Source organism: Oleidesulfovibrio vietnamensis (genome assembly GCF_055388115.1).
In genome coordinates this window covers 234,369-255,838 of sequence record NZ_AP042419.1, presented here as the reverse complement: position 1 = coordinate 255,838, position 21,470 = coordinate 234,369, and the positions used below count along the sequence as shown (strand labels likewise).

The 21,470-nt window shown below is 58.1% G+C and carries 21 protein-coding genes and 1 tRNA gene; 15 read left to right on the top strand and 7 right to left on the bottom strand.

The features are described from left to right. The first annotated feature begins 42 nt into the window (after positions 1 to 42). On the top strand, positions 43 to 474 hold the full coding sequence (gene arfB / locus ACZ5D1_RS01125) for an alternative ribosome rescue aminoacyl-tRNA hydrolase ArfB (RefSeq protein ID WP_011366357.1): 432 nt from the start codon (positions 43 to 45) through the stop codon (positions 472 to 474). Positions 475 to 638: 164 nt separating this feature from the next. On the opposite strand, the gene ACZ5D1_RS01120 is transcribed toward arfB, so the two are convergent. Next, positions 639 to 1,619 (bottom strand): hypothetical protein, encoded by a 981-nt coding sequence (locus tag ACZ5D1_RS01120; protein ID WP_464555628.1) that lies wholly within the window; start codon positions 1,617 to 1,619, stop codon positions 639 to 641. Between the two features lie 496 nt (positions 1,620 to 2,115). Here ACZ5D1_RS01120 and ACZ5D1_RS01115 point away from each other — a divergent pair, with 496 nt between their 5' ends. The 4 genes from ACZ5D1_RS01115 to ACZ5D1_RS01100 all read left to right on the top strand — a co-directional run bounded on the left by ACZ5D1_RS01115 (position 2,116) and on the right by ACZ5D1_RS01100 (position 5,671). After that, entirely contained in the window at positions 2,116 to 2,514 is a 399-nt protein-coding gene (locus ACZ5D1_RS01115) for a hypothetical protein (protein ID WP_011366355.1), read from the top strand. A gap of 194 nt (positions 2,515 to 2,708) precedes the next feature. Beyond that, positions 2,709 to 4,061 (top strand): ISNCY family transposase, encoded by a 1,353-nt coding sequence (locus tag ACZ5D1_RS01110; protein ID WP_011366651.1) that lies wholly within the window; start codon positions 2,709 to 2,711, stop codon positions 4,059 to 4,061. A gap of 164 nt (positions 4,062 to 4,225) precedes the next feature. Then, the gene (gene serS, locus ACZ5D1_RS01105) at positions 4,226 to 5,509 is read left to right on the top strand and encodes a serine--tRNA ligase (protein ID WP_011366354.1); all 1,284 of its coding nucleotides are present in this window, start codon (positions 4,226 to 4,228) and stop codon (positions 5,507 to 5,509) included. An 86-nt stretch (positions 5,510 to 5,595) separates the two neighbouring features. Then, positions 5,596 to 5,671: transfer RNA gene (locus ACZ5D1_RS01100), tRNA-Lys, on the top strand. A 380-nt stretch (positions 5,672 to 6,051) separates the two neighbouring features. Here the strand turns inward: ACZ5D1_RS01100 and ACZ5D1_RS01095 are convergent. After that, a complete protein-coding gene (locus ACZ5D1_RS01095; RefSeq protein ID WP_011366353.1) occupies positions 6,052 to 6,357 on the bottom strand; it encodes a Dabb family protein in 306 nt (101 codons plus the stop codon). 158 nt (positions 6,358 to 6,515) lie between these two features. On the opposite strand from ACZ5D1_RS01095, the gene ACZ5D1_RS01090 reads away from it, so the two are divergent. The 4 genes from ACZ5D1_RS01090 (at position 6,516) to ablB (ending at position 12,014) form a co-directional block, all read left to right on the top strand. Further along, positions 6,516 to 8,210 (top strand): AMP-binding protein, encoded by a 1,695-nt coding sequence (locus ACZ5D1_RS01090; protein ID WP_011366352.1) that lies wholly within the window; start codon positions 6,516 to 6,518, stop codon positions 8,208 to 8,210. Between the two features lie 494 nt (positions 8,211 to 8,704). Continuing rightward, positions 8,705 to 9,187 (top strand): adenosine-specific kinase, encoded by a 483-nt coding sequence (locus ACZ5D1_RS01085; RefSeq protein ID WP_011366351.1) that lies wholly within the window; start codon positions 8,705 to 8,707, stop codon positions 9,185 to 9,187. Between the two features lie 561 nt (positions 9,188 to 9,748). Beyond that, positions 9,749 to 11,113 carry a lysine 2,3-aminomutase gene (gene kamA / locus ACZ5D1_RS01080; RefSeq protein ID WP_011366350.1) on the top strand — a complete coding sequence of 455 codons (1,365 nt, stop codon included), beginning with the start codon at positions 9,749 to 9,751 and terminating at the stop codon, positions 11,111 to 11,113. A gap of 4 nt (positions 11,114 to 11,117) precedes the next feature. After that, complete coding sequence (gene ablB, locus ACZ5D1_RS01075) at positions 11,118 to 12,014, top strand: putative beta-lysine N-acetyltransferase (RefSeq protein WP_011366349.1); 897 nt, start codon at positions 11,118 to 11,120, stop codon at positions 12,012 to 12,014. A gap of 126 nt (positions 12,015 to 12,140) precedes the next feature. On the opposite strand, the gene ACZ5D1_RS01070 is transcribed toward ablB, so the two are convergent. Continuing rightward, on the bottom strand, positions 12,141 to 12,713 hold the full coding sequence (locus ACZ5D1_RS01070; protein WP_027182539.1) for a flavin reductase family protein: 573 nt from the start codon (positions 12,711 to 12,713) through the stop codon (positions 12,141 to 12,143). A 56-nt stretch (positions 12,714 to 12,769) separates the two neighbouring features. Then, a complete protein-coding gene (locus tag ACZ5D1_RS01065) occupies positions 12,770 to 12,958 on the bottom strand; it encodes a hypothetical protein (protein WP_148204092.1) in 189 nt (62 codons plus the stop codon). 91 nt (positions 12,959 to 13,049) lie between these two features. Here ACZ5D1_RS01065 and ACZ5D1_RS01060 point away from each other — a divergent pair, with 91 nt between their 5' ends. The 6 genes from ACZ5D1_RS01060 to ACZ5D1_RS01035 all read left to right on the top strand — a co-directional run bounded on the left by ACZ5D1_RS01060 (position 13,050) and on the right by ACZ5D1_RS01035 (position 18,095). Next, the gene (locus tag ACZ5D1_RS01060; RefSeq protein ID WP_011366347.1) at positions 13,050 to 13,805 is read left to right on the top strand and encodes an ABC transporter substrate-binding protein; all 756 of its coding nucleotides are present in this window, start codon (positions 13,050 to 13,052) and stop codon (positions 13,803 to 13,805) included. Between the two features lie 260 nt (positions 13,806 to 14,065). Beyond that, positions 14,066 to 14,734 carry an amino acid ABC transporter permease gene (locus tag ACZ5D1_RS01055; RefSeq protein WP_011366346.1) on the top strand — a complete coding sequence of 223 codons (669 nt, stop codon included), beginning with the start codon at positions 14,066 to 14,068 and terminating at the stop codon, positions 14,732 to 14,734. A 13-nt stretch (positions 14,735 to 14,747) separates the two neighbouring features. Continuing rightward, the gene (locus ACZ5D1_RS01050; protein WP_011366345.1) at positions 14,748 to 15,515 is read left to right on the top strand and encodes an amino acid ABC transporter ATP-binding protein; all 768 of its coding nucleotides are present in this window, start codon (positions 14,748 to 14,750) and stop codon (positions 15,513 to 15,515) included. Then, on the top strand, positions 15,515 to 16,186 hold the full coding sequence (locus tag ACZ5D1_RS01045) for an amino acid ABC transporter permease (RefSeq protein WP_011366344.1): 672 nt from the start codon (positions 15,515 to 15,517) through the stop codon (positions 16,184 to 16,186). The genes ACZ5D1_RS01050 and ACZ5D1_RS01045 overlap by 1 nt, the downstream gene beginning before the upstream one ends. Before the next feature lie 160 nt (positions 16,187 to 16,346). After that, the gene (locus ACZ5D1_RS01040; protein ID WP_011366343.1) at positions 16,347 to 17,741 is read left to right on the top strand and encodes an FAD-binding oxidoreductase; all 1,395 of its coding nucleotides are present in this window, start codon (positions 16,347 to 16,349) and stop codon (positions 17,739 to 17,741) included. Between the two features lie 51 nt (positions 17,742 to 17,792). Then, on the top strand, positions 17,793 to 18,095 hold the full coding sequence (locus tag ACZ5D1_RS01035) for a DUF4911 domain-containing protein (RefSeq protein ID WP_455696474.1): 303 nt from the start codon (positions 17,793 to 17,795) through the stop codon (positions 18,093 to 18,095). 179 nt (positions 18,096 to 18,274) lie between these two features. On the opposite strand, the gene ACZ5D1_RS01030 is transcribed toward ACZ5D1_RS01035, so the two are convergent. From ACZ5D1_RS01030 to ACZ5D1_RS01020, 3 genes are all read right to left on the bottom strand, one after another. Further along, entirely contained in the window at positions 18,275 to 19,096 is an 822-nt protein-coding gene (locus tag ACZ5D1_RS01030; protein ID WP_464555622.1) for a response regulator, read from the bottom strand. 86 nt (positions 19,097 to 19,182) lie between these two features. Beyond that, positions 19,183 to 20,646, bottom strand: coding sequence for a deoxyribodipyrimidine photo-lyase (locus ACZ5D1_RS01025; RefSeq protein ID WP_464555620.1), 1,464 nt, complete (start codon positions 20,644 to 20,646; stop codon positions 19,183 to 19,185). Then, positions 20,646 to 21,464, bottom strand: coding sequence for a response regulator (locus ACZ5D1_RS01020; protein ID WP_011366339.1), 819 nt, complete (start codon positions 21,462 to 21,464; stop codon positions 20,646 to 20,648). The genes ACZ5D1_RS01025 and ACZ5D1_RS01020 overlap by 1 nt, the downstream gene beginning before the upstream one ends. Positions 21,465 to 21,470: the final 6 nt, after the last annotated feature.

Below are 21,470 nucleotides of genomic sequence, written 5' to 3'. Positions count from 1 at the left end.
CTGCACGGGCTTACCGGCACAAGCGCCATGCAGGATACCATTATGCTTGAAGTACAGCTGGATGACGGCACCAGCCTTGTCATCCCCGAAGATGAAATATCGTTCAGTGCCTCGCGGGGGTCAGGTCCCGGCGGTCAGCATGTCAACGTGACCGCCAGCAGGGTCACCGTACGCTTCAACGTTCTGCACTCCGCTGTCCTTGACCGGCGGCAAAAGGAACGTATTGCCTCGCGGCTTGCTTCGCGCATTTCGTCCGCCGGCGAACTGGCCGTTTCCTGCGCGGACGGACGCAGTCAGCATGCCAACCGCAGAACGGCCCTGCAACGTCTGGCAGCCCTGCTTACCCATGCGCTGCACACCCCAAGGCCCAGAACAAAAACGAAAACTCCGGCCGCCCAGAAACGCAAAAGACTGGATGACAAAAAAAAGCGGGCTCTTACCAAACGCAACAGGCGCAGTATAAGCGATATCTGAGCCGGACCGCAGGTGCCTTGCTGCCTGCGGTGTACTGCCGCCGCCAAGCCCGCAGCAGCAGCGGTACCGCAGGATGCCGATGGCGGCTGACAGCGGCCCGTCCCCCGTTGCATCACACGGCTGCCCGCAATAAAGCCCGCCGCCGGAATGTGCCTGTGCCCGGTTCACGGCGCCCGTTGCACCGCCGCTGTCAGGTCTGCCAGAAATTTATCAACATCTTTGTAACGCTCATTTTTCCTGCGCCCGACCACCAGTGCCACATCGGGAATCGGGGCCGCGAATATCCTGTTCATGTAGTGCATTTCATCAGGATACCGGTAAAACAAACGCCCTGCAGGGTACTGATGCTCTTTTTGCCAGCACTCGAACTCTGCACAAAAGGCCGGATGCTCCGGCGGCGTGACTGTCTCGAAAAAGTCACTGTCCACCAGCCTTGCCAGACGGTAAAGACCGTGGACTTCTTTTGCAAAGCACTTCATATACTTGCCAAAAACATACCCCGTCTGCATACGCTGATATCCGGCGCATGCCTGTTCCAGCGCTCCGCCGGCCGCCTTGTGATCCCGTCTGATAAGCGCCGCGAGGTACCCCACGACCGCAGTGTCAAAGACCGCACTCTTCTTTTTCAAAAAACTGTCGGCCTGTGCCAGCACCTCCGGCAAGTGTACCGACTCGCCGTAATACAGCACCTTGATCATGTTCATGGCCGGAGCCACATAAAACGGAGAGACCGCGAAAGGAAGGGAGGCAGGGAAAAAACGTGCAAACACTTCAAAGTCGTTGCAGGAAAACGCAGTCAGAAGGTCGAGAAGGAAATTGCAGTGGTCAGTGCCGCCGGCAGTTATTCCGCCCAGCAGCAGCTGACGTCTTGCCGTCTGAAACAGCACGTTGTTAAGCGTTTCACAACTACGCTCCTGAAACGCCGTATACAGCCCGAAATCGCCCAGCGCAGACGGCAACAGCCGGAGATACGCAGATGTTGCCGCCCCGCAAACCGTCTTGTCTTTCAGGTGCTCTTCATAAATACGATTCTGGTCGGCATACAGTTCGTCCCATGTCCGCACGGGATAATATTCACCAAACCGCGCAAAACGCTCTTCCGCGGCCTTGTTGTACAATGTTATAAACTGCTTCGCGTTTTTCATGCCTGATATTTCATAAAAGATTTCGCACAACCTGCATCGGCGGCAGGCGCCTCACACACGCCCTGTTATCCTCTGAATACAGCGCCGCCATATGCGCATCAAGATAAAATCAGCGCGGTTCCCGCGCCCCTGCAGTACAGCTGCATCGCTACACCCCGCAGCAGCCACCCGTAACATGACACACAGACTATGCCGCCGGTTGTGAAATTTCATCCGGTAATCCCCTGCACTGGTTGACCATTCACTGCATAAAAATAAAGCAACGCAAAAAACCTGTGGTCATGCACTTGTTTTGTGCGGTGCATGCGTGCTAACTCTCTTTTTTTGGTTGCATACACAACCAGTATCGGCATCAGCCACAGCCTGTCCGCAAAAACGGCGTTGACATACGCCAAAAGCCTGACAATATGGATACTAGGCCATAGACCCCTTTACGGGTTTTCAGTACCGCGGCACATGAAAACTGCGCACAGACGCAGTTGATAAGGAGCGACACATGGCCAAGACCAGCACAGTAAACGAAACCCCCACGGCGGAAGCCGCCGTCTTCAGAAAGCTGCTGCGCAATGCCAGCGCCGGCGGAGATTCCACCAGCCGCGTTCAGCGCGTCATGCTGGCGCTGGGGTATTCAGTATCCATGACTCCGGCCGGATTTCCCGCGTTTCAGCGCAACATGATGCACAAGGGCATTCCCGTCACGGTATGGGTCATGACCCGCGACACCTATTCCTGTCCTGTTTCTCTGATGGACCCTGTATTTGTGGGGCTGTACACCACCGAAGGCCCACTTGAGATGGTGAGCAACGAAGAATATCCCCGCCTGCTGGACTACCTGCTGAAGCACCACGGCAAGGCGCTGGGGGCCAACGCGGATACCACGGGTACTGGCAACTAGCAGACGCTTCCGGTCGTCCCGTCAGCCAGACGCGTCCGGCAAACGCGTCCGGCAGACACTTCCGGCAGGCGCACCGTCCGGGTCTGCACAGCCGGCCATATACCCGTGCAGACGGTTTTACCGTCTGCTGAGCGGCAGGTGTTACCGGACAATGATATTGTCACCCCTGTCTGGGACAATAGAAATGTCATCCCATGAAGACACGTGGTGACGTACTCATGAAGGCAGAGGAAGCGCGGCGAGCGTTTGTGATCAAGCAGGCAGTGGCCGGAGCGTTCACGGTTCGGGAGGCGGGAGAAGTCCTTGGTTTGAGCTACCGGCAGGTGATTCGACTGAAAAATCGGTATCGTAAGGAGGGAGCCGTGGGCCTTGTCCACAAAGGACGGGGCAAAGCGTCGAATCGGAGAATTGCCCAGGAAATCCGTAAGTTCGTTGCCGAGAAGGCGAAAAGTGACTTTGAAGGGGCGAGCTGTCAGCATATGGAAGAACTTTTCGCTTCCAGGTACGGGCTTGAGCTCAGCGCCAAAAGTATCGGCAGGATACTCAAGGAACAGGGCGTGGCGTGTGCGCATCGTCACCGAAGTCCGAAGGGGCGCAGATGCCGGGAGCGGAGCCGTCGGAGGGGAGATTTGGTGCAGATGGACGCATCTCCGTTTGATTGGCTCGGGGACGGCGTTATGCGCTCGCTGCATGGAGCCATCGACGACGCCACCGGAGAGGTCGTGGGGCTTTGGATAGAGAAAAACGAATGTTTGTCGGGCTACTTGCGTGTTCTGAGACAGATGCTTGAGCGCCACGGCGTCCCCCGGGCGATCTACGCGGATCGGCATACGATCTTCGTTTCCCCGAAGACGGGCAAGCTGACGATCGAAGAGGAGCTCCAAGGCAAAGTCGCGCCCCAGACCCAGTTTGGCCGCGTGCTGGAGACCTTGGGGGTGCGCTTCATTGCTGCCCGGTCGCCGCAGGCCAAGGGACGCATCGAGCGACTGTGGAGGACGCTGCAGAGCCGTCTCGTGATTGCTTTTCGCTTGGCAGGGATCCGTACCGTGGAGGCGGCGAACGACTTTCTGGGCACGTATGCGGAGCAGATGCACAATCCCAAGTTTGCCGGAGCTCCGGCCGAAGCGCAAAACGCTTTTCTGCCTGTTGTGGAAGGAACGAATCTCGATCTGCTGCTGGCGCGCCACGAGCAGCGCAAGGCCTGTGGAGATTCCACCGTAGCTTTCGGCGGGCAGAAGTACCGTCTTCAGGATAGTCGGGGCCGCACAAGACTGCTTCGGCGCGGCAAGGCGGTCACCGTGGTCGAAAAGCTTGATGACGAGCTCATGGCGCTGGCGGACGGAGAGGCCTTTGTCCTTGTCCCCGTTGTCACGGGAAAATCTTCGGAAGAACCGGCTTCTGAGGAAAAATCGTTGGCAAGAGGGGCCCAGGAACGGGAGCAGACCTCCCCTGCGGCAGAATCCTCATGGCACTGGTATCTTCACCCTCGTGAACCCATAGCGAGGGCGATTCATAACCCCCAGGAGACAACTCCGGGGACTTGGTAGGGGAACAACAACCATTGGTGGAAACCATGACATTTTTATTGTCCCAAACCGTCCCAAAAAGGTGACATTTTCATTGGCTGTTTACAGTCTGCTGAGCGGCAGGTTGACCCGTCAGTGCCTTGGGGCTATTCTCCCCCACTGCATTTCGCCCAAGGAGAATCCCCATGCTTGACCTTAAACTGCTGCAGAACAATCCCGAAGTGGTTGCCGAGGCCCTTGCCAAACGCAATTCGGGCATTGATATCACCCTGTTTACCGCACTTGACCAGCGCCGCAGAGAACTGCTGCTGGAAGTGGAAGCGCTGAAAAGCGAACGCAACAAGGCTTCCGGCGATGTCGCCCGCATGAAGCGCGCCGGAGAAAACGCCGACGCACTCATCGAAAAACTGGGCGCTCTGTCAGACCGCATCAAAACACTGGACGCTGAAACCGAAACGGTAAAAGCCGAAGTGCACCAGTGGCTCATTTCTCTGCCCAATATCCCGCACGAAAGCGTTCCCGCCGGAGCAGACGAAAACGACAACGTATTTCTGCATGCATGGGGAGAAAAGCCTTCTTTTGACTTCACTCCCAAAGAGCACTGGGAAATCGGCCCTGCACTGGGGCTTGATTTTGAACGCGGCAGCCGTCTGACGGGCAGCCGTTTCACCGTGCTGTGGCACTGGGCGGCAAAGCTGGAACGCGCCCTGACGGCATTCTTTCTGGACGTGCACACCCGCGAACACGGGTACATGGAAGTCTACCCGCCCGCCATGGTCAACGCCCAGACCATGACCGGCACCGGACAGCTGCCCAAGTTCGAGGAAGACCTCTTCAAGCTGCGCGATTCCGAGTACTATCTTATTCCCACGGCAGAAGTACCGCTGACAAACCTGCACAGCGGCGAAGTGGTGCCGGAAGAAAAACTGCCCATAGCCTATACCGCGCAGACACAGTGCTTCCGCTCCGAAGCGGGCAGCTACGGCAAGGATACCAAAGGCTTCATACGCCAGCATCAGTTCACCAAAGTGGAAATGGTGCGGTTTGCCCACCCTGAAAAATCGTTTGAAGAGCTGGAAAAACTGCGCAGTCACGCCGAAGTGCTGTTGCAGAAGCTGGGCCTGCATTACAGGGTTGTCACCCTGTGCAGCGGGGATATGGGCTTTTCTGCGGCAAAAACATACGATCTGGAAGTGTGGCTGCCCGGACAGGATAAATACCGCGAGATATCCTCGTGTTCCAACTGCACCGATTTTCAGGCCCGCAGAGCCAATATCCGCACCAGACTGGCCGATGCTAAAAAACCTGTGTTCCTGCACACGCTCAACGGTTCGGGGCTGGCTGTGGGCCGTACGCTGGTGGCCATACTGGAAAACTACCAGCAGGCTGACGGCAGTGTGGTGGTGCCCGAAGTTCTGCGTCCCTACATGGGCGGCGTGGCACTGCTGACTCCCGACGGACCTTTCTAGGCGCGGCCGGCAGACTGTCGACGATTTTTTTCATTTTTCCGCTTGACAGTTTTGCCCTCGCACCGTACAACGCATTCCTCACTTCGGGGGCGTTAACTCAGCCGGTAGAGTACCTGCCTTTTAAGCAGAGAGCCGCTGGTTCGAATCCAGCACGCCCCACCAAGTAAGCAAAGGTTGCGACACATGTCGCAACCTTTTTTCGTTTCCGGCTCCTGTCTTCTGCACCACCTGCATACGCCTGCCCGGCACACAGAAAAACAGGCGGCATCAGTTCCGGCAAACAGGTGGCAGACAACCGGCCCTGCCCGCGGCACCGTTCCTGACGCCCGTGCGGCCGCCCGCCCCCTGCGGAGCATTCCCGGACAAAAGCATCCGGCATTGCAGCACCGGGCATTGCAGCACCGGGCAGACGCCCGCAAGCTGCACAGCTCCTCCGTGCTCCGGACAGTCCTTCAAAAAGACAGAAAACTGCACCTTCCGCCCCATACAGACAACAATGCCCCGCAGGGCGGGGCATTGGCGGGTACCATCACAGCACCGCGTTATACTTCGTAATCAATGGCTTTGCGGCCGGAAACCACGGCCTTGATAAAGCCCACGCACTTCACATGCTCCGGGTGCTCCGCATATGCCTGCAGATCTTCCGCACTGGCATGCACGGTCTGCAGAATAACATCCACCTGTTCCGTTGTGGTCGCGGCAATGGCCGAAGACGCTTCAATGGCCATGAGCGACGGAATCCGGCCATCCAGTTCGCGCAGCATACGGATCATCTTTTCAGCATTTTCCGCTGCTGTGGCGCCTTCCGCCTCTTCCTTGAGCGTCCACCAGACAATATGCTTGATCATTTGTCACCTCTGTTTATGGGGGTTGCACTGCCAGTAACAGCCGGCAGAGTATGCGGCATGCCGCCGCGGGGTCAAGTATCGGGATTGCAGCCTTCGCCTGTTTCCCTTACACGAAGGGGGACCTTTTACCGGCCGTAACGACCTGCGGAGGCTATCAGATGCAGTCCCTTGAAATATTCACGCTGCGCCACGTGCTTGACCGGAGCGCAGAACTCTTTGCCGATCAACCGGCACTTTCCGCCGTGGGCGGCACACCTGTCACCTACAGCGAGTTTAAAGAACAGGTGGAAACCCTCAGCGGTCTGCTGATCGAACAAGGCATCGCGCCGGGCGATCGCGTGGCCCTGCTGGCGGAAAACAGCCCCAACTGGGGCATCGCTTTTTTTGCCATCACCACCATGGGCGCCGTGGCAGTGCCCATCCTGCCGGAATTCCATCCGGACGCGGTGCACCACATCATCCGCCACTCAGAATCAAAGGCGGTCTTTGTTTCTGAAAAACTGTTCAGCAAGGTGGAAGACGGGCATTATGACGAAACGCCGGTTTTCCTGCTGATGGAAACATTCCGTCCGGTGGAGCTGGGCACATCGCGCGACCTTGTGCGCGAATTCAAGGCCGCCGGTCTGCGCGAATTCCGCAGACTGAAAGAAAAAGCCATGCGGCTTGCCCAGATGGAACCGGCAGAGGTGAAAGAGGACGACGTGGCCTCGCTCATCTACACATCCGGTACCACCGGCCATTCCAAAGGTGTCGTGCTGCTGCACCGGAACATTGTTTTCGACGCCGACGCCGTCAAAAGCATTGTTCAGGTAGGCCCCGGCGACAGGCTGCTTTCCATCCTGCCGCTTTCACACACTTACGAATGTACGCTGGGGCTTGTGCTGCCGGTGCTCAACGGTGCCCACATCCATTATATGGACAAGCCGCCCACCGCCCGCGCACTTATTCCGGCCATGGGCAAAGTGCGCCCGACATGTATGCTTTCCGTGCCGCTTGTCATTGAAAAGATTTATAAATCAGCCATCCTGCCCAAACTGACAGGATCCTTTTTCAAACGCCTGCTGTACGGCATTGCTCCGGTGCGCAAAAAATTGAACGCCGTGGCCGGCAAAAAACTGCTGGAAACCTTCGGCGGCAAGCTGCGCATATTCTGCATCGGCGGAGCATCTCTGGCTCCCGATGTGGAGCAGTTCCTGCGTGAGGCGGCCTTTCCCTACGCCATCGGGTACGGTCTGACAGAAACCTCGCCCCTTGTGGCGGGGTCCGGTCCGGCGCACACGCGCTTTACATCCACGGGCTGGCCGCTCATCGGCGTGGAGGTGCGCATCGACGCCCCCGATCCGGCCACGGGAGAAGGCGAAATTCTGGTCAAAGGCCCCAATGTGATGCGTGAATATTACAAAGCGCCGGAAATCACCAAAAACACCTTCACCGAAGACGGCTGGTTCCGCACCGGCGATCTGGGCAAATTTGACGCCGACGGCTACCTGTACATCAAGGGACGGCTGAAAAATGTCATTGTCGGCCCCAGCGGCGAAAACATTTATCCGGAAGAGATAGAGGCGGTCATCCAGCAGTCGCCCTATGTGCTCGAAACGCTGGTCTATCGTCACGAAGGCAAGCTCGCAGCGCGCATCCACCTTGATTATGCCCGGCTTGACGAAGAGTACGGATCGCTGCCTGCAGCCAAAATGGCTAAAAAAACAGACGACCTGCTGGAAGAAATACGCACTGCCGCCAACCAGCAGGTGGCCAGCTTTGCGCGTCTGCATAAAGTGTTTGAGCAGACTGAACCTTTTGAAAAAACCCCCACGCACAAAATCAAAAGATATCTGTACGTGGAGCAGCAATAACTGCCTGCATCGGGCGGGGTGCCAACCACCCTGCCCGATGCATACCTGATGCCCGCCGCATGTCCGCAGCGCTCCGCCCGATATCCTGACTGATCTTCCGTCTGCCGGTCCGCCGGATGTATGGTGCAAAAACTTTTACTCCGGCATACGCTTCTCTTCGCCGGTTAAAGTTTTTATACGTCCGCGTCGCTGCACCCCGCAAACGCACCACACAATGAAACACCAATATAACAACATGATACAAGACAAAACAGCACGGCCACACATGTTGGCACGGCAGTTGCTATATACAAATTACCTTCTTTCTTTTGCGAACATTTTAACCGACTGAACGGCTTCCGGCGACGGAGGCCGTTTTTTCATGCCCCCGACAGGGCTTCCGTGCCTTCGGGTTTTCCTTGCGCTTTGGGCAGCACGCGGGCAGAACAGGGGCATTCTCTGATGCGGCCACATGCACCGCGTATTAACTTTCTCTGCTCTCATAAGGAGGCGCCATGCAGCTTCATACTGTTTCCGTAAAAAACCCCGAAAGCCTCAATATGATTCTGGGACAGTCCCACTTCATCAAAACCGTTGAAGACGTGCACGAGGCCATTGTGTGCACGGTGCCCGGAGCAAAATTCGGCATTGCCTTCTGCGAAGCTTCGGCAGACTGCCTTATCCGCTGGAGCGGCACAGACCAGTCGCTCATCGACCTTGCCGTCACCAACGCGCAGGCGCTTGGCTGCGGACACACCTTCATCATCTTCATGCGCGACATGTTCCCCATCAATATCCTGAACACCATCCAGCAGGTACCTGAAGTGGTCCGTATTTTCTGCGCCACAGCCAACCCCGTGCAGGGCATTGTCGCCGAAACCGATCAGGGCCGCGGCCTTATGGGCGTGGTGGACGGTTTTGCTCCCAAGGGTGTGGAAACGGAAGAGCATATCGCCAAGCGCAAAGGATTTCTGCGGACCATCGGCTACAAACTGTAACCGACCGCATGCACACAATCAGAAACCGGCTCCGGCCGGTTTTTTTTATGCCCTCCGGCGGCTTTCACGCACTTCGTTCTACAGGGCGGCCCCTGCCACCCCCAAACCGGCATAACGGCAACATGAACAGCATTAGCCCCGTAAAAACAGTACATTACCATCAAAAGCCTGCCTTAAAAGCAGAAAGCTTCTCCAGAATTCTCTGCACCCAACAAAAAAAGTCAGTATGCAACGAGCATACTATTACAATGCATACAACAAAAACATTGTCTTTATAAAAATTTTTATGACGCATAAAATGCATCAAGTATATAAAAAACAACATTACCGTCCGCGATTTGACAAAAAACTGACGTTCTGTATAGTAAAATAAGACATAAGCAGGAAAGAAAGACAAATCAGTCTTCTGAATGCGGCGTTTTGTTACAAGATATAATCCTGCACTGACTGGAAACTTGCATACATGCCGCACTCGGAAAGCGCCGCAGCGCTGCCCGCAGGCAGCCCCGCCGACACGCGGCCAGACGCAACAAGACGGCCCTTGTTGCCGCGCCACCATCCATGAAAGAGCTCAACGAACGTCAACGCGAAGTAGTAAGCATGCTGGGCAACAGCACTTCCACCTCCGGCTGGGAAGACTGGAAATGGCATGTCCGCAATTCCATCCGTACTGTCGAAGCAGCGGAAAAAATTCTCGGGGTCACCTTCAGCGATGAAAAACGCGCTCTGTACAAGCGCACGCTGGACAAATTCCCCATGTCCATCACCCCCTATTATTTTTCGCTCATCGATCAGGAAGACTACGAAAGCGATCCCGTTTTCATGCAGGCTTTTCCGGATATACGCGAACTGAACGTAAGCCCGCACGACATGGCAGACCCGCTGCACGAAGATGAAGACAGCCCCGCACCGGGCATTACACACCGTTACCCCGACCGCGTGTTGTTTCACGTTTCCAACCTGTGCTCCATGTACTGCCGCCACTGCACCAGAAAGCGCAAGGTTGGCGACAGGGACTCGGTGCCGGACCGCGGACAGCTGAAACAGGGCATTGAATACATCCGCCGCACCCCCGCCATACGCGACGTGCTGCTTTCCGGCGGCGACCCGCTGATGCTCTCTGACGAACGGCTGGACTGGCTGCTGGGTGAAATACGCAGCATCCCGCATGTGGAAATTATCCGCATCGGCAGCCGCATGCCCGTGGTCCTGCCCTACCGCATCACCGACGGGCTGCTTGCCGTACTTAAAAAACACCACCCGCTGTGGCTGAACACACATTTCAACCACCCGAGAGAGCTTACCCGCACATCACGCCGGGCACTGGCCCGCATGGCGGATGCAGGCATTCCGCTGGGCAACCAGAGTGTTCTGCTGGCGGATGTGAACGACTGCCCCCGCCTTTTCAGAACTCTGAACCAGAAGCTGGTGCAGAACAGAGTGCGCCCTTACTACATGTATCAGTGCGACCTGTCCGAAGGGCTTTCCCACTTCCGCACGCCGGTGGGCAAGGGTATCGAAATTATTGAAAGCCTTGTGGGACATACCAGCGGCATGGCTGTTCCGACCTATGTCATAGACGCCCCCGGCGGTGGCGGCAAAATACCCATGATGCCCAACTACGCCATATCTCAGGGCGTAAACAAAGTGGTGCTGCGCAATTACGAAGGCGTCATAACAACATACACCGAACCGGACAGCTATGAGCCATCCTATTGCGACCGCGACTGCCGGTCGTGCCATCTGACGCTGAAAGAAGACGACGCAGACGAAACCGGCGCCATAGGTATAGAAAAGCTGCTCTCGGACTGGGACGACACAACCAGCCTTACACCGGAAAACAACGAGCGCCTGGCCCGTCGCGATGCCCCTGCGGACAACCCCGCGGACGACGGCGCTGCGCCTGCGGTGCAGGCAAAGGGGTGACAGCATGCAGACAAGCCTGACCGAATTTGTCACCGAGACACGCCCCGTGTGTCCTCCCGATGCGGAACAGCCCGACGAAGTGCGCACCGTCGGCCGTTCCGTCATACAGCACGGCCCGCTGAACGACAGAGTCTATCTGATGAAGGTGGACCCTGACGAAGCCCCGCAGCTTATCAGAAAAGTATACGGCCTTGCCGAGGAACACGGGTATTCGAAACTGTTTGCCAAGGTTCCCCAGAAGGCTATTCCGCTGTTCACGCAGCACGGATTCACCAAAGAAGCCTGTGTGCCCGGCATGCAGAACGGAGACGGCGACATATGCTTTATGAGCCGCTTTCTGCGGCTGTGGCGGCAGAAACCCGCCGACAGTGCAAAAATGCGCTCAGTCTTGCAGATAGCCGCTGCCAAACCCCCTCTGCCGCCGTCCGCACTGCCTGCGGGATATGAACTGCAGGAAATGCGGCCCCGCCATACGCGGGAGATGGCGGCGCTGTATGCCCGCGTCTTTCCCAGCTATCCGTTTCCCATCCACGAACCGGACTATCTGGAGCACTGCATGAAAAACGACGTGCGCTTTTTCGGGGCAATGGCCGGTGACGGCATTGCGGCGCTGGCTTCCGCCGAAATGGACACCGCACATGCCAACGCCGAAATGACAGACTTTGCCACGCTGCCCGCCCACCGCGGCAAACGCCTTGCGCGTCACCTGCTGGCGCACATGGAAAAAGCCCTGCCTGAAAACGGCATACGCACGGCCTACACCATCGCCCGTGCCGTTTCTGCGGGCATGAATGTGACCTTTGCCCGCTGCGGCTACCGCTATGCGGGCACACTGGTCAACAATACAAATATCGCCGGACGCATAGAGAGCATGAACGTCTGGTTCAGGCAGCTTGCATGACGTTTGCCGCCCGCGCTTCGCGGTGCCTCCGGCACTGCTGCGCAGCAGCGGCACCGCGTGCAGCCGGAACACAAACCGCCCGGGAAAAATTATTCTCCGGGGCGGTTTACCATATGGTGCAGCAAGCTATTTTTTCAGCGTCTTGCCGGCGCTGAAAGCCTGTCCCAGATACTCGCCCACGGCATAGTAGCCGCGCGTCACCGGTGCAAAAATGACCGGATCAACCTTGCGGATATCAGGCATACCGTCTTCGCCCAGGCAGGTTTCATCCACTTTGACGTCCAGTATTTCGCCTATGAACTGGGTATGCAGACCGATGCTGTGCGAATGAGTCAGTGCGCACTCGATGACCAGAGGAAACTCCGCCACATAGGGTGCATCCACAAATCCGCCTTTTTCGGGAGTCAGCCCCAGCGTTTCAAACTTGTTTTCGGTCTCGCCGCTGACCATGCCCGCATAATCGGCATGAGCCATATACGCCGAGGAAGGTATGGACACGGTGAACGCCCTGCGGGCCAGAATGGCGCCGTGCGAATAGGTTGCGGGACGCAGCGAAACGGCAAGACTGGGCGGCTTTGAGCAGCAGATGCCTGCCCATGCCGCAGCCATGATATTGGGGCGGTCCTGCGCGTCATAGGTGCCCACACAGAAAAGCGGAGCAGGATATGCAAGCGTCTTTGCGCCGAACGATTTCTTCATGGGTATACTCCTGACTGGATTTCGGCCGTTACCGGCGGCCGTTATACGCAAGCCGGCTAAATGCCGGTTTGCTGCATTGTGCCTGCCCCGCGTCCGTGTGGCAAGCCGCTGCCCTGCAAACGCAAAATTGACAACACCGGCAGCCGCAAACCGGCGCACGACGTTTCATTTTGCCATTTTTGTATTTTTGCAACTTGCAGGGTGTGCCGCTTTCTGCTAGCGACAAACTGTTGTTGTCTCGGCATTACGGGAACTTCCGCTCTCAAGGAAGTGGTCACTCCCGTCCGGCTTCGTGCCCGCAGTCAACCCTTTCCAACCCCGAAGAAGGATACGAGCATGTTGAGGAAGTTCACCATCATGGCAGCAGTGCTGGCGCTTTCGCTGGCCTTCGCAGGAACCGCTTTTGCGGGCAAGACCCTCATCAACGGCATTGACGCCAACTACCCGCCCTTTGCCTATGTGGACAAAGACGGCAAACCCGCAGGCTTCGACGTGGACGCCATGGAATGGATTGCCGCAAAAATGGGATTCACCGTAAAGCACAAGCCCATGGAATGGTCCACCATCGTACAGAGCCTTGTCTCAAAAAAAATCGACATGGTCTGTTCCGGCATGAGCATCACCGAAGAGCGCGCCCGTCAGGTCAGCTTCTCCGACCCGTACTGGACCGTGGCGCAGGTATTCATCGCCAAAAAAGGCTCCGGCCTTACCGTGGAGCAGGTATTCACCGGCGGTAAAAAGCTGGGCGTGCAGTCCGGCACCTCTGAAGCCGACTGGCTGGACAAGGAAAAACCCAACAAGCCCGAGTGGAACTACACCGTCCGTTTTTACGATTCCGCACCGCTGGCCATTGAAGATGTGATCAACGGCCGCATAGACGCCGCCGCCATGGACATCGCCCCTGCGCAGGACGCCCAGCGGGTGAAGCCCATTGAAGTGGTGGGTTCCTTCACCGATCCTGAATATTTCGGCATAGCCGTACGCAAAGAAGACAAAGAACTGCTGGAAACCATCAACAAGGGACTGGCACTGCTGAAAGCCGACCCCTACTGGGAAGAGCTGAAAGCCAAGTATCTGGGCGAAAAGCACTGATGCCGTAATGCTCTGCCGCATGTTCCGGCCGGTTTACCCGCCGGAACATGCGGCAAAACAGCTATCGCCTTCCGGACGAAATTTCTGTATAGCGGACAGGCGCCGGACGCACCGATGCAGGCCGCGCCCGACGCACACAGCCTGTCAGACCCGCGGCACCGGCTGCCGCCGGCATCAGCCGTCCCCCGACGGACGGCCGCTCACGGCGTACCGCACGCACATGCGGCACGCCACACTTTTTCCAACTGGTAATAAGACTGATGATGCAACAACTCACAACCGTACTCGAAGCCATGCCCTACATCCTGCAGGGGGGGCTGGTCTCTCTGCTCATTGTGGCCGGCGCCATGATGCTGGGGCTGGCCATGGGCATACCCATGGCAGTGGGACAGGTGTACGGTTCGCCTTTTCTGCGCAGGCTCATCGGCCTGTATGTATGGTTCTTCCGCGGCGTTCCCATTCTGGTTCTCATGTTTCTTTTCTATTTCGGCGTGTTTGAACTGCTGGGCCTGAACCTGAGCGCCATTTCCGCCACGGCGCTGGTGCTGGGCATGACCAGCGCCGCCTACCAGTCGCAGATTTTCCGCGGTTCCATACAGGCGCTGCCCGCAGGGCAGCTTAAAGCGGCACGGGCCATGGGCATGAGCGATTCTCAGGCCATACGGGCCGTTATACTGCCGCAGGCGCTGCGCCTTTCCCTGCCGGGCTGGTCCAACGAATATTCCATCATACTCAAAGACTCGGCTCTGGCCTATGTGGTCGGCGCCATGGACATTTTCACGCGTACGCACTTTGTGGCATCGCGCACCTACGAGCATCTGCCGCTGTTCATCGCGGCCGGCGCACTGTATTTCGTCATCACCCTGACCGGCGTCAAACTGCTTGCCGCACTTGAGAAAAAAGTCCGCATTCCGGGCTACACCACATAAGGAATTTTAACCCATGACAGCAGCCAAAAGCCCCATCCTGCGTGTGGAAAACGTCTGTAAGCAGCTTGGCGGCAAAGAAATACTCAAATCTGTCACCCTTTCCGTCAACAAGGGTGAACTCAAGGTGCTTATCGGCCCTTCCGGCGCAGGCAAATCCACCCTGCTGCAGTGTATCAACTATCTCATTCCGCCGGACAGCGGTGATGTGTATCTGGAAAACCGCAAGGTGGAACTGCACCGCAAGGCCGAGCTGTACGAACTGCGCCAGCAGGTAGGCATGATTTTTCAGGATTTCAACCTGTTTGACCACCTGACCGCTGCGGACAACGTTTCCATTGCACTGCGCAAGGTCAAGGGCATGAGCCGTAAGGACGCCGCCGCAAGGGCCATGCAGGAACTGGAACGTGTGGGGCTGGTCGAGCGCGCATCACTGTACCCTGCCGAGCTTTCCGGCGGGCAGAAGCAGCGTGTGGCCATAGCCCGCGCGCTGGCCATGGATCCCAAGGTCATCCTGCTGGACGAGCCCACTTCGGCACTGGACCCCGAACTGGTGGGCGAAGTGCTCACCGTTATCCGCGATCTGGCGCGCGGCGGCATGACCATGATCATGGCCACACACCAGATGGATTTTGCACAGGCTCTGGCACACGAAATCCTCTTCATGCAGGACGGTGCCATCATTGAGCAGGGAACCCCGGCGGAACTGCTGGCCGAAGGCGCCAACACACGCACGCAGGATTTCTGCAGCAGGCTTTCCAACCTGTGCGAGGAGCTGTGCTAGTGCTGGACAGCTTTTATACCGACCAGCTGTTTCCCGCGCTGAACAGAGGTCTGCTGATGAGCTTTCTGCTCATTGTGCCTTCCGCGCTGCTGGGACAGCTTACCGGCATAGCCGTTGGTACGCTGCGTGTCTTCGGGTCCGCGCCGGTTAAAAAAATAATGAATGCCTACACGGCGGTATTCCGCGGTGTTCCGCTGATGGTACAACTTTTTGTGCTGTATTTCGGCCTGCCCAACGTGGGCATTTATCTTGAACCGTACACAGCCGCGCTGGCAGGCTTTGTGCTGTGCAGCGGTGCGTACAATTCGGAATATGTGCGCGGCGCCCTGCTTTCCATCAGACAGGGCCAGATAAAAGCCGCTCAGGCTCTGGGCATGAGCAAATTCAAAACCATTTTCTGGATCGTCATTCCACAGGCGTTCCGCCGCGCCCTGCCCGGCTGCGGTAACGAGGTGATCTACCTCATCAAATACTCCTCGCTGGCGTACATCATCACCTGCATTGAACTGACCGGCGAAGCGCGTGCCGTGGCCACCAAGACCTTCCGCTTCACCGAAGCGTTCATGGTGGTCGGCATGTACTATCTGGCACTGGTGACCGTTGCCACGTGGATACTGGACAAGCTTGAGCAGCGTCTGTACATCCCCGGTTTCGGACGCAGCAAAAAATAACCCTCCGTTCCGCGCTCCGCGGGGCCGACCATATGCCGACACGACATAGCCGCCCCGCCGGAAAGGCGTGAGCGGCTTTTTTTACGCACAGGGCCAGCCCGTCTGCGGCAACAGCCCGGACGGCGGCCATATATCCGGCTGCCCGCACGGAGAAACGCAAATGACCTGCACCACCACACCCGACCTTGACCGCATTGCTGAAGAGCTTACAGCCATTCTGGGGCCGCAGGGCGTACTGACCGCCCCCGGAGAACCCTATGACCGCGATTCTTCGCCTTTCACAGCCGCACCGGACATCGTGGCACTGCCCGAAACGACCGAACAGGTCAGCCGCATAGTCCGGCTTGCCAGCCGGCTCGGTTTTGCCCTCATTCCCCGCGGGGCGGGCACCGGCACCGCCGGCGGCTGCCTGCCGCTGAGCGGCGGAGTTGTGATATCGCTGGAACGCATGAAGCGCATCATCACGCTGGATACCCGAAGCCTGTACGCACATGTGGAAGCCGGAGTGATTACCGGAGAGCTGCGCGATGCCGCAGCCGGACAGGGGCTGTTTTTTCCGCCTGATCCGGCAAGTCTGGACACCTCGACCATAGGCGGCAACGTGGCCACCAATGCCGGCGGCCCCGCCTGCGTCAAATACGGTGTCATGCGCGACTATGTGCTGGGTGTCGAAGCCGTCATGCCCGACGGCGAAGTGATACAGGCGGGAGTACGCACGCGCAAAGGCGTTGTGGGCTACGACATGGCGCATCTGCTTACGGGGTCGGAAGGCACGCTGGGTATCATCACCTCCGTATATCTGAAGCTCATCCCGCTGCCTCCCGCCACGGTGGGGCTGGCAGCCGTGTTCCCTTCGCTGCCCGATGCCATGCGCACAGTGGCCGCCGTGCTGGGACGCGGGCACCTGCCCAGCGCCATTGAATTTCTGGACCATAAATGTCTGGGGCTTGTGGGTGACAAGCTGCCCTTTTCCGTGGAAGACAAATCCGCCTCGCTGCTGATCATCGAACTGGACGGACGGACGGAAGCCATCACACCGGAAATCGACATGGTGGCGGCCATATGCACCGAGCACGGCGCCACGCACCTGATGCCCGGCGGCACAAGGAAGGAACGCGACACCATCTGGAACGTACGCCGCGAAGTTTCCACACGCATACGCGAACATGCGGCACGGTCCTTCTCGGAAGATGTGGTAGTGCCCATCGGCAGCATAGCCTCATTCATTGCCGAGGTTCCCGACTTTGAAAACCGGTTCGGGCTGGATATATTCGCCTTCGGCCATGCGGGCGACGGAAACATCCACCTTATTCTCACCGTGCCCCGCGCGGCACGGCCGGACACGCAGGCACCGCGTCTTGAAGACGGCATAGAAGCCGTTGCCCGCCGCGTACTTGAACTGGGCGGCACCATTTCCGGCGAACACGGTGTGGGCGAAGCCAAAAAACACCTGCTGCCGCTGGAAATAGCACCGGCGTCACTGCGGCTGCAGCGCGGCATCAAACAGCTGTTCGACCCCTGCAACATCATGAATCCGGGCAAGGTCTTTCCCTAGCCTGTATATTTTCCGGAGCTGAACGTGGCAAAACACAGAAGACGAAAACCAATGCCCCCGCTGCCGCCCCCGCGGTTTTCCCGCCGGCTGTACGTGCATGTGGCGCCGGCGGATGTCGGCATGTTCCGGTTTCTGCTCGAAGCGCAGGACAATCTGGGCTACATGAGCGTCATCAACAAGTTTGACGGCGTGCTGCAGGTGGTCTTTTCGCCCCATCAGGAACGCGAAATGCGCGATTTTCTGCAGGGCATGCAGCAGACAATCGCCTTTACCATCAGCGAACCGCCCGCCTGCGGTCCCATTGCAGCACACCATACCCCGCAGGATGCGCAGGCCGACCCGCGCACCCGGTAACGATATGAGGCACCGCCGCAACGCGCTGCCGTGCAGATAAAACCACCACGGACTGTGCAGACAAAAACGGGCATGGTCCGGCTGTGCGGCCACATGCGCAAGAAAGGCTTCCGCATACAAAAAGACGCGCTTCCGGTCACGGAAGCGCGTCACAAAAATACAGGCGCACGCGGGGCAACTCAGGCCCGCCCTTTTCTGAAGGCCATCAGCTCACGCATCATATCCAGCTTGTCCATGGTCTGATTCACCCGCCAGTAAAATTCTTCAACTTCGAACGGCTTTGTCAGAAAATCGCTGGCACCGTTTTTTAAAAAACGGGCGGTGAGCGGGCCGGAACCCGCAGCGGATACCCCGATAAGCCCCATCTCGTCCGGTCTGTACCGCTGGCGCAGTTCGCTGACCAGCTCGACCCCCGTCATGCGGGGCATATTGTCATCGGTAATGACCAGCCCGATGTTGTTACCGGCTTCGATAATTTCCAGCGCCTCGCGACCGTTCTCGGCCTGAAGCACCTGAAAGCGCTGCACTTCAAGCAGGTGCGCCATCTGATGCCGTGCCGTGCGCGAATCATCCACCACCAGAGCCCGCACCCACTGGTTACGGAACACCCGCACCAGCGCCGCCACCATGGGATCCATGTCGCGGACGCTGCCTTTGAGAAAATAATCCACCACACTGCGGTCAAAAAACCGTGCCCGCACCCCTTCGTCGAAAGACGCCGTAAGCACCACACTGGGTACCCCCGCGGCAATGCAGGCATCGGCAGCTTCGCCGTCGGGCGCATCGGGCAGATTAAGGTCCACCACGGCAATGAAAAGCCCTTCTTCGGGATTAGTGCCGGCCAGAGCACGGCGGGTTTCCAGAGCATCCCGGGTTTCCTGCAGCGAAGATGCCGTCACCACGCGGAAGGGGGTCAAGGTTTCAATATGATTCTGGATTATCCGTGTCTGCACGGGGCTGTCTTCTACCAGCAGCACCGTACGGGCAACCTGTTCAGCCATGATGCACTCCTTGATACACACGGTCCGGACATGATTGTCCGCGCCGTGCAATGACGGGTAAGTCCTGCCGCCGCTCCTGCGAAGCACTACAGCAGCAGGCCCTGTGCCGGTTTCCGCCGGCCGCCCCCGCGGGAGACGGGTTCCGGAACAGGGTGATTTTCAAGCGCCGCCACAGCGGCCACATAACCGTCCACATCAAATTTGGACCGTGCTCCGTTATAGCTCATGAAACGGATGGTGCCAAACACTTCGCGTTCGCGCCACGGCCTGTCGTGCACCCCGCCCACAGACCACGCCGCGCCTGCGTATCCGTTGGAGTCACGCCCGTCCAGCGACCAGCGGTCGTTCTGGCGGATGACAATGCGCAGCGCCTCTTCAGGCGACTCGGTCCATTCAAGAATTTTTTTGGCCCAGTACATGCGCATGTACCCGTGCATCTTGCCGGTAAGCACCATTTCCTGCTGCGCCGCATTCCACAGCGGGTCATGGGTGCGGGCCTTTTCCAGCTGCTGCTCATCGTACAGATACGGGCGGCGGTCTGCGCGGTGTCTGTCCAGCGTCTTCAGCGCCCAGTCGGGAAAAGCCTCCACGCTGTCGTAGGACGGTTCATACCAGCAGAAATTATCCGCCAGCTCACGCCGCACCACAAGTTCTTCCACAAAGGCAGCGGCCCCTTCGCCGTACGTGCCTCCGGCAGCAGTCCCCTGTGCCTGCATAACCTCCAGCACCGCGCGCTGAGCCGACAGCATGCCGAAATGCAGATATGGTGACAGATGCGAAAGCACCGGCATGAGCGGATTATTCCGTTCGGCGGCATAACGGTGCATACGCACCCTGATGAACGCCGTCAGTTCGGCCAGTGCCGCGTTCTCTCCGGGGGGCAGCCAGCCCGCCGGCTGCACTGATGCATCGGCCTGCAGACTGTCCAGCGCCGCCTGCCAGTCCGGACGCTGATACGCGCCTTTCCACGGCACGGCTGCGGGCTGCAGGGCAGGCAGCGGATCAAGGTATTCATCAAGCAGGCGGTGAATTTTAGGGCGTATGGTACGGGCCGCGTATTCACGTTTGTCAGAAGCACGCAGGCAGGGCACCACATTGCGGCTGTCCACCACATCCACGGCTATGTCCAGCTGCCTGGCGGCTTCCACCGCGCTGCGTATCCACTGCCGCTTGATGCGCAGCGTGTCAAAATCGGTCACCACGCGTGACGCGCCGTGCGCCTGTGCAAAGCGGACAACCTCCTCCGGCGGCGTACCGCGCAGAAGAAACAGCGGAATGCCCAGCTCTTCCAGAATACGGGCAGTTTCTTCCAGCCCCTGCAGCATAAAATGGAAATGCCGCAGTCCGGCATCGATAAACTGCGGCACAAGGCAGAACACCACGGCCAGAGGCGCTCCGTCGGCCGCGGCGCACTGCTGCGCATGCAGCAGCGCCCAGTTGTCACGGGCGCGCATCTCGCGGTGCATCCAGTACAGAACCGGCGCTCCCGCGGCATGTCCGCGGGCTTCTTGCGGCGGTACCGTGCTGTAACTCAGACGTCCAGAGTGCATTATCCCTCCGGCAGGGTATCCTGACAGGTCCGCAGGTCTTTCATCACTTCCAGCACGCTTACGGTCTGGTTAACGCGCCAGTAAAATTCCTCCACCTCAAACGGCTTGGTCAGAAAATCGTTGGCGCCGTTTTTCAGAAACTGCGCCGTCAGCGAACCTGACCCCGCGGCGGAAACGCCCACTATGGCGATACGGTCGACCTTGTAGCGGGCACGCACGGTCTTCACCAGTTCAAAGCCGTCCATGTTGGGCATGTTGTAGTCGGTGATTATCAGACCGATGTCAGGATTTTCCGCCAGCCTGTCCACGGCTTCCAGCCCGTCGGCGGCTTCCAGCACCTGAAAGCGCTGCACTTCGAGCAGATGGCGCAGGTGGGCACGAGACATGCGCGAATCTTCGACCACAAGGGCTTTGACAAACTGGTTTTTAAAAAGCCGCTCCAGACTGCGGACCATGGGGTCCATATCCTGAATGGTGCCCTTGAAAAAGAAATCGGCCACATTGCGCTCGATGAACCGTCTGCGGATATCCTCGTTGAAGGTGGCGGTAAGCACAACGGTGGGCACCCCGAAATCAAGGCACAGATCCACGCCCTCGCCGTTGGGGGCGTCGGGCAGATTCAGGTCTATGACCGCCACGAAAATACGCTCTTTGTGGGTGGTCAGCAGGGCTCTGGCTTCTTCCAGCGTATATGCAGCCAGCGTGTCAAACTGGCTGAGCGCCATTATCTGGTTGCGGATTATTTTTGACTGAACGGGGCTGTCTTCAATGATAAGCACCGTCTGGGCCGCATAAAGAGCTTCCATATCATTCATCATACCAAA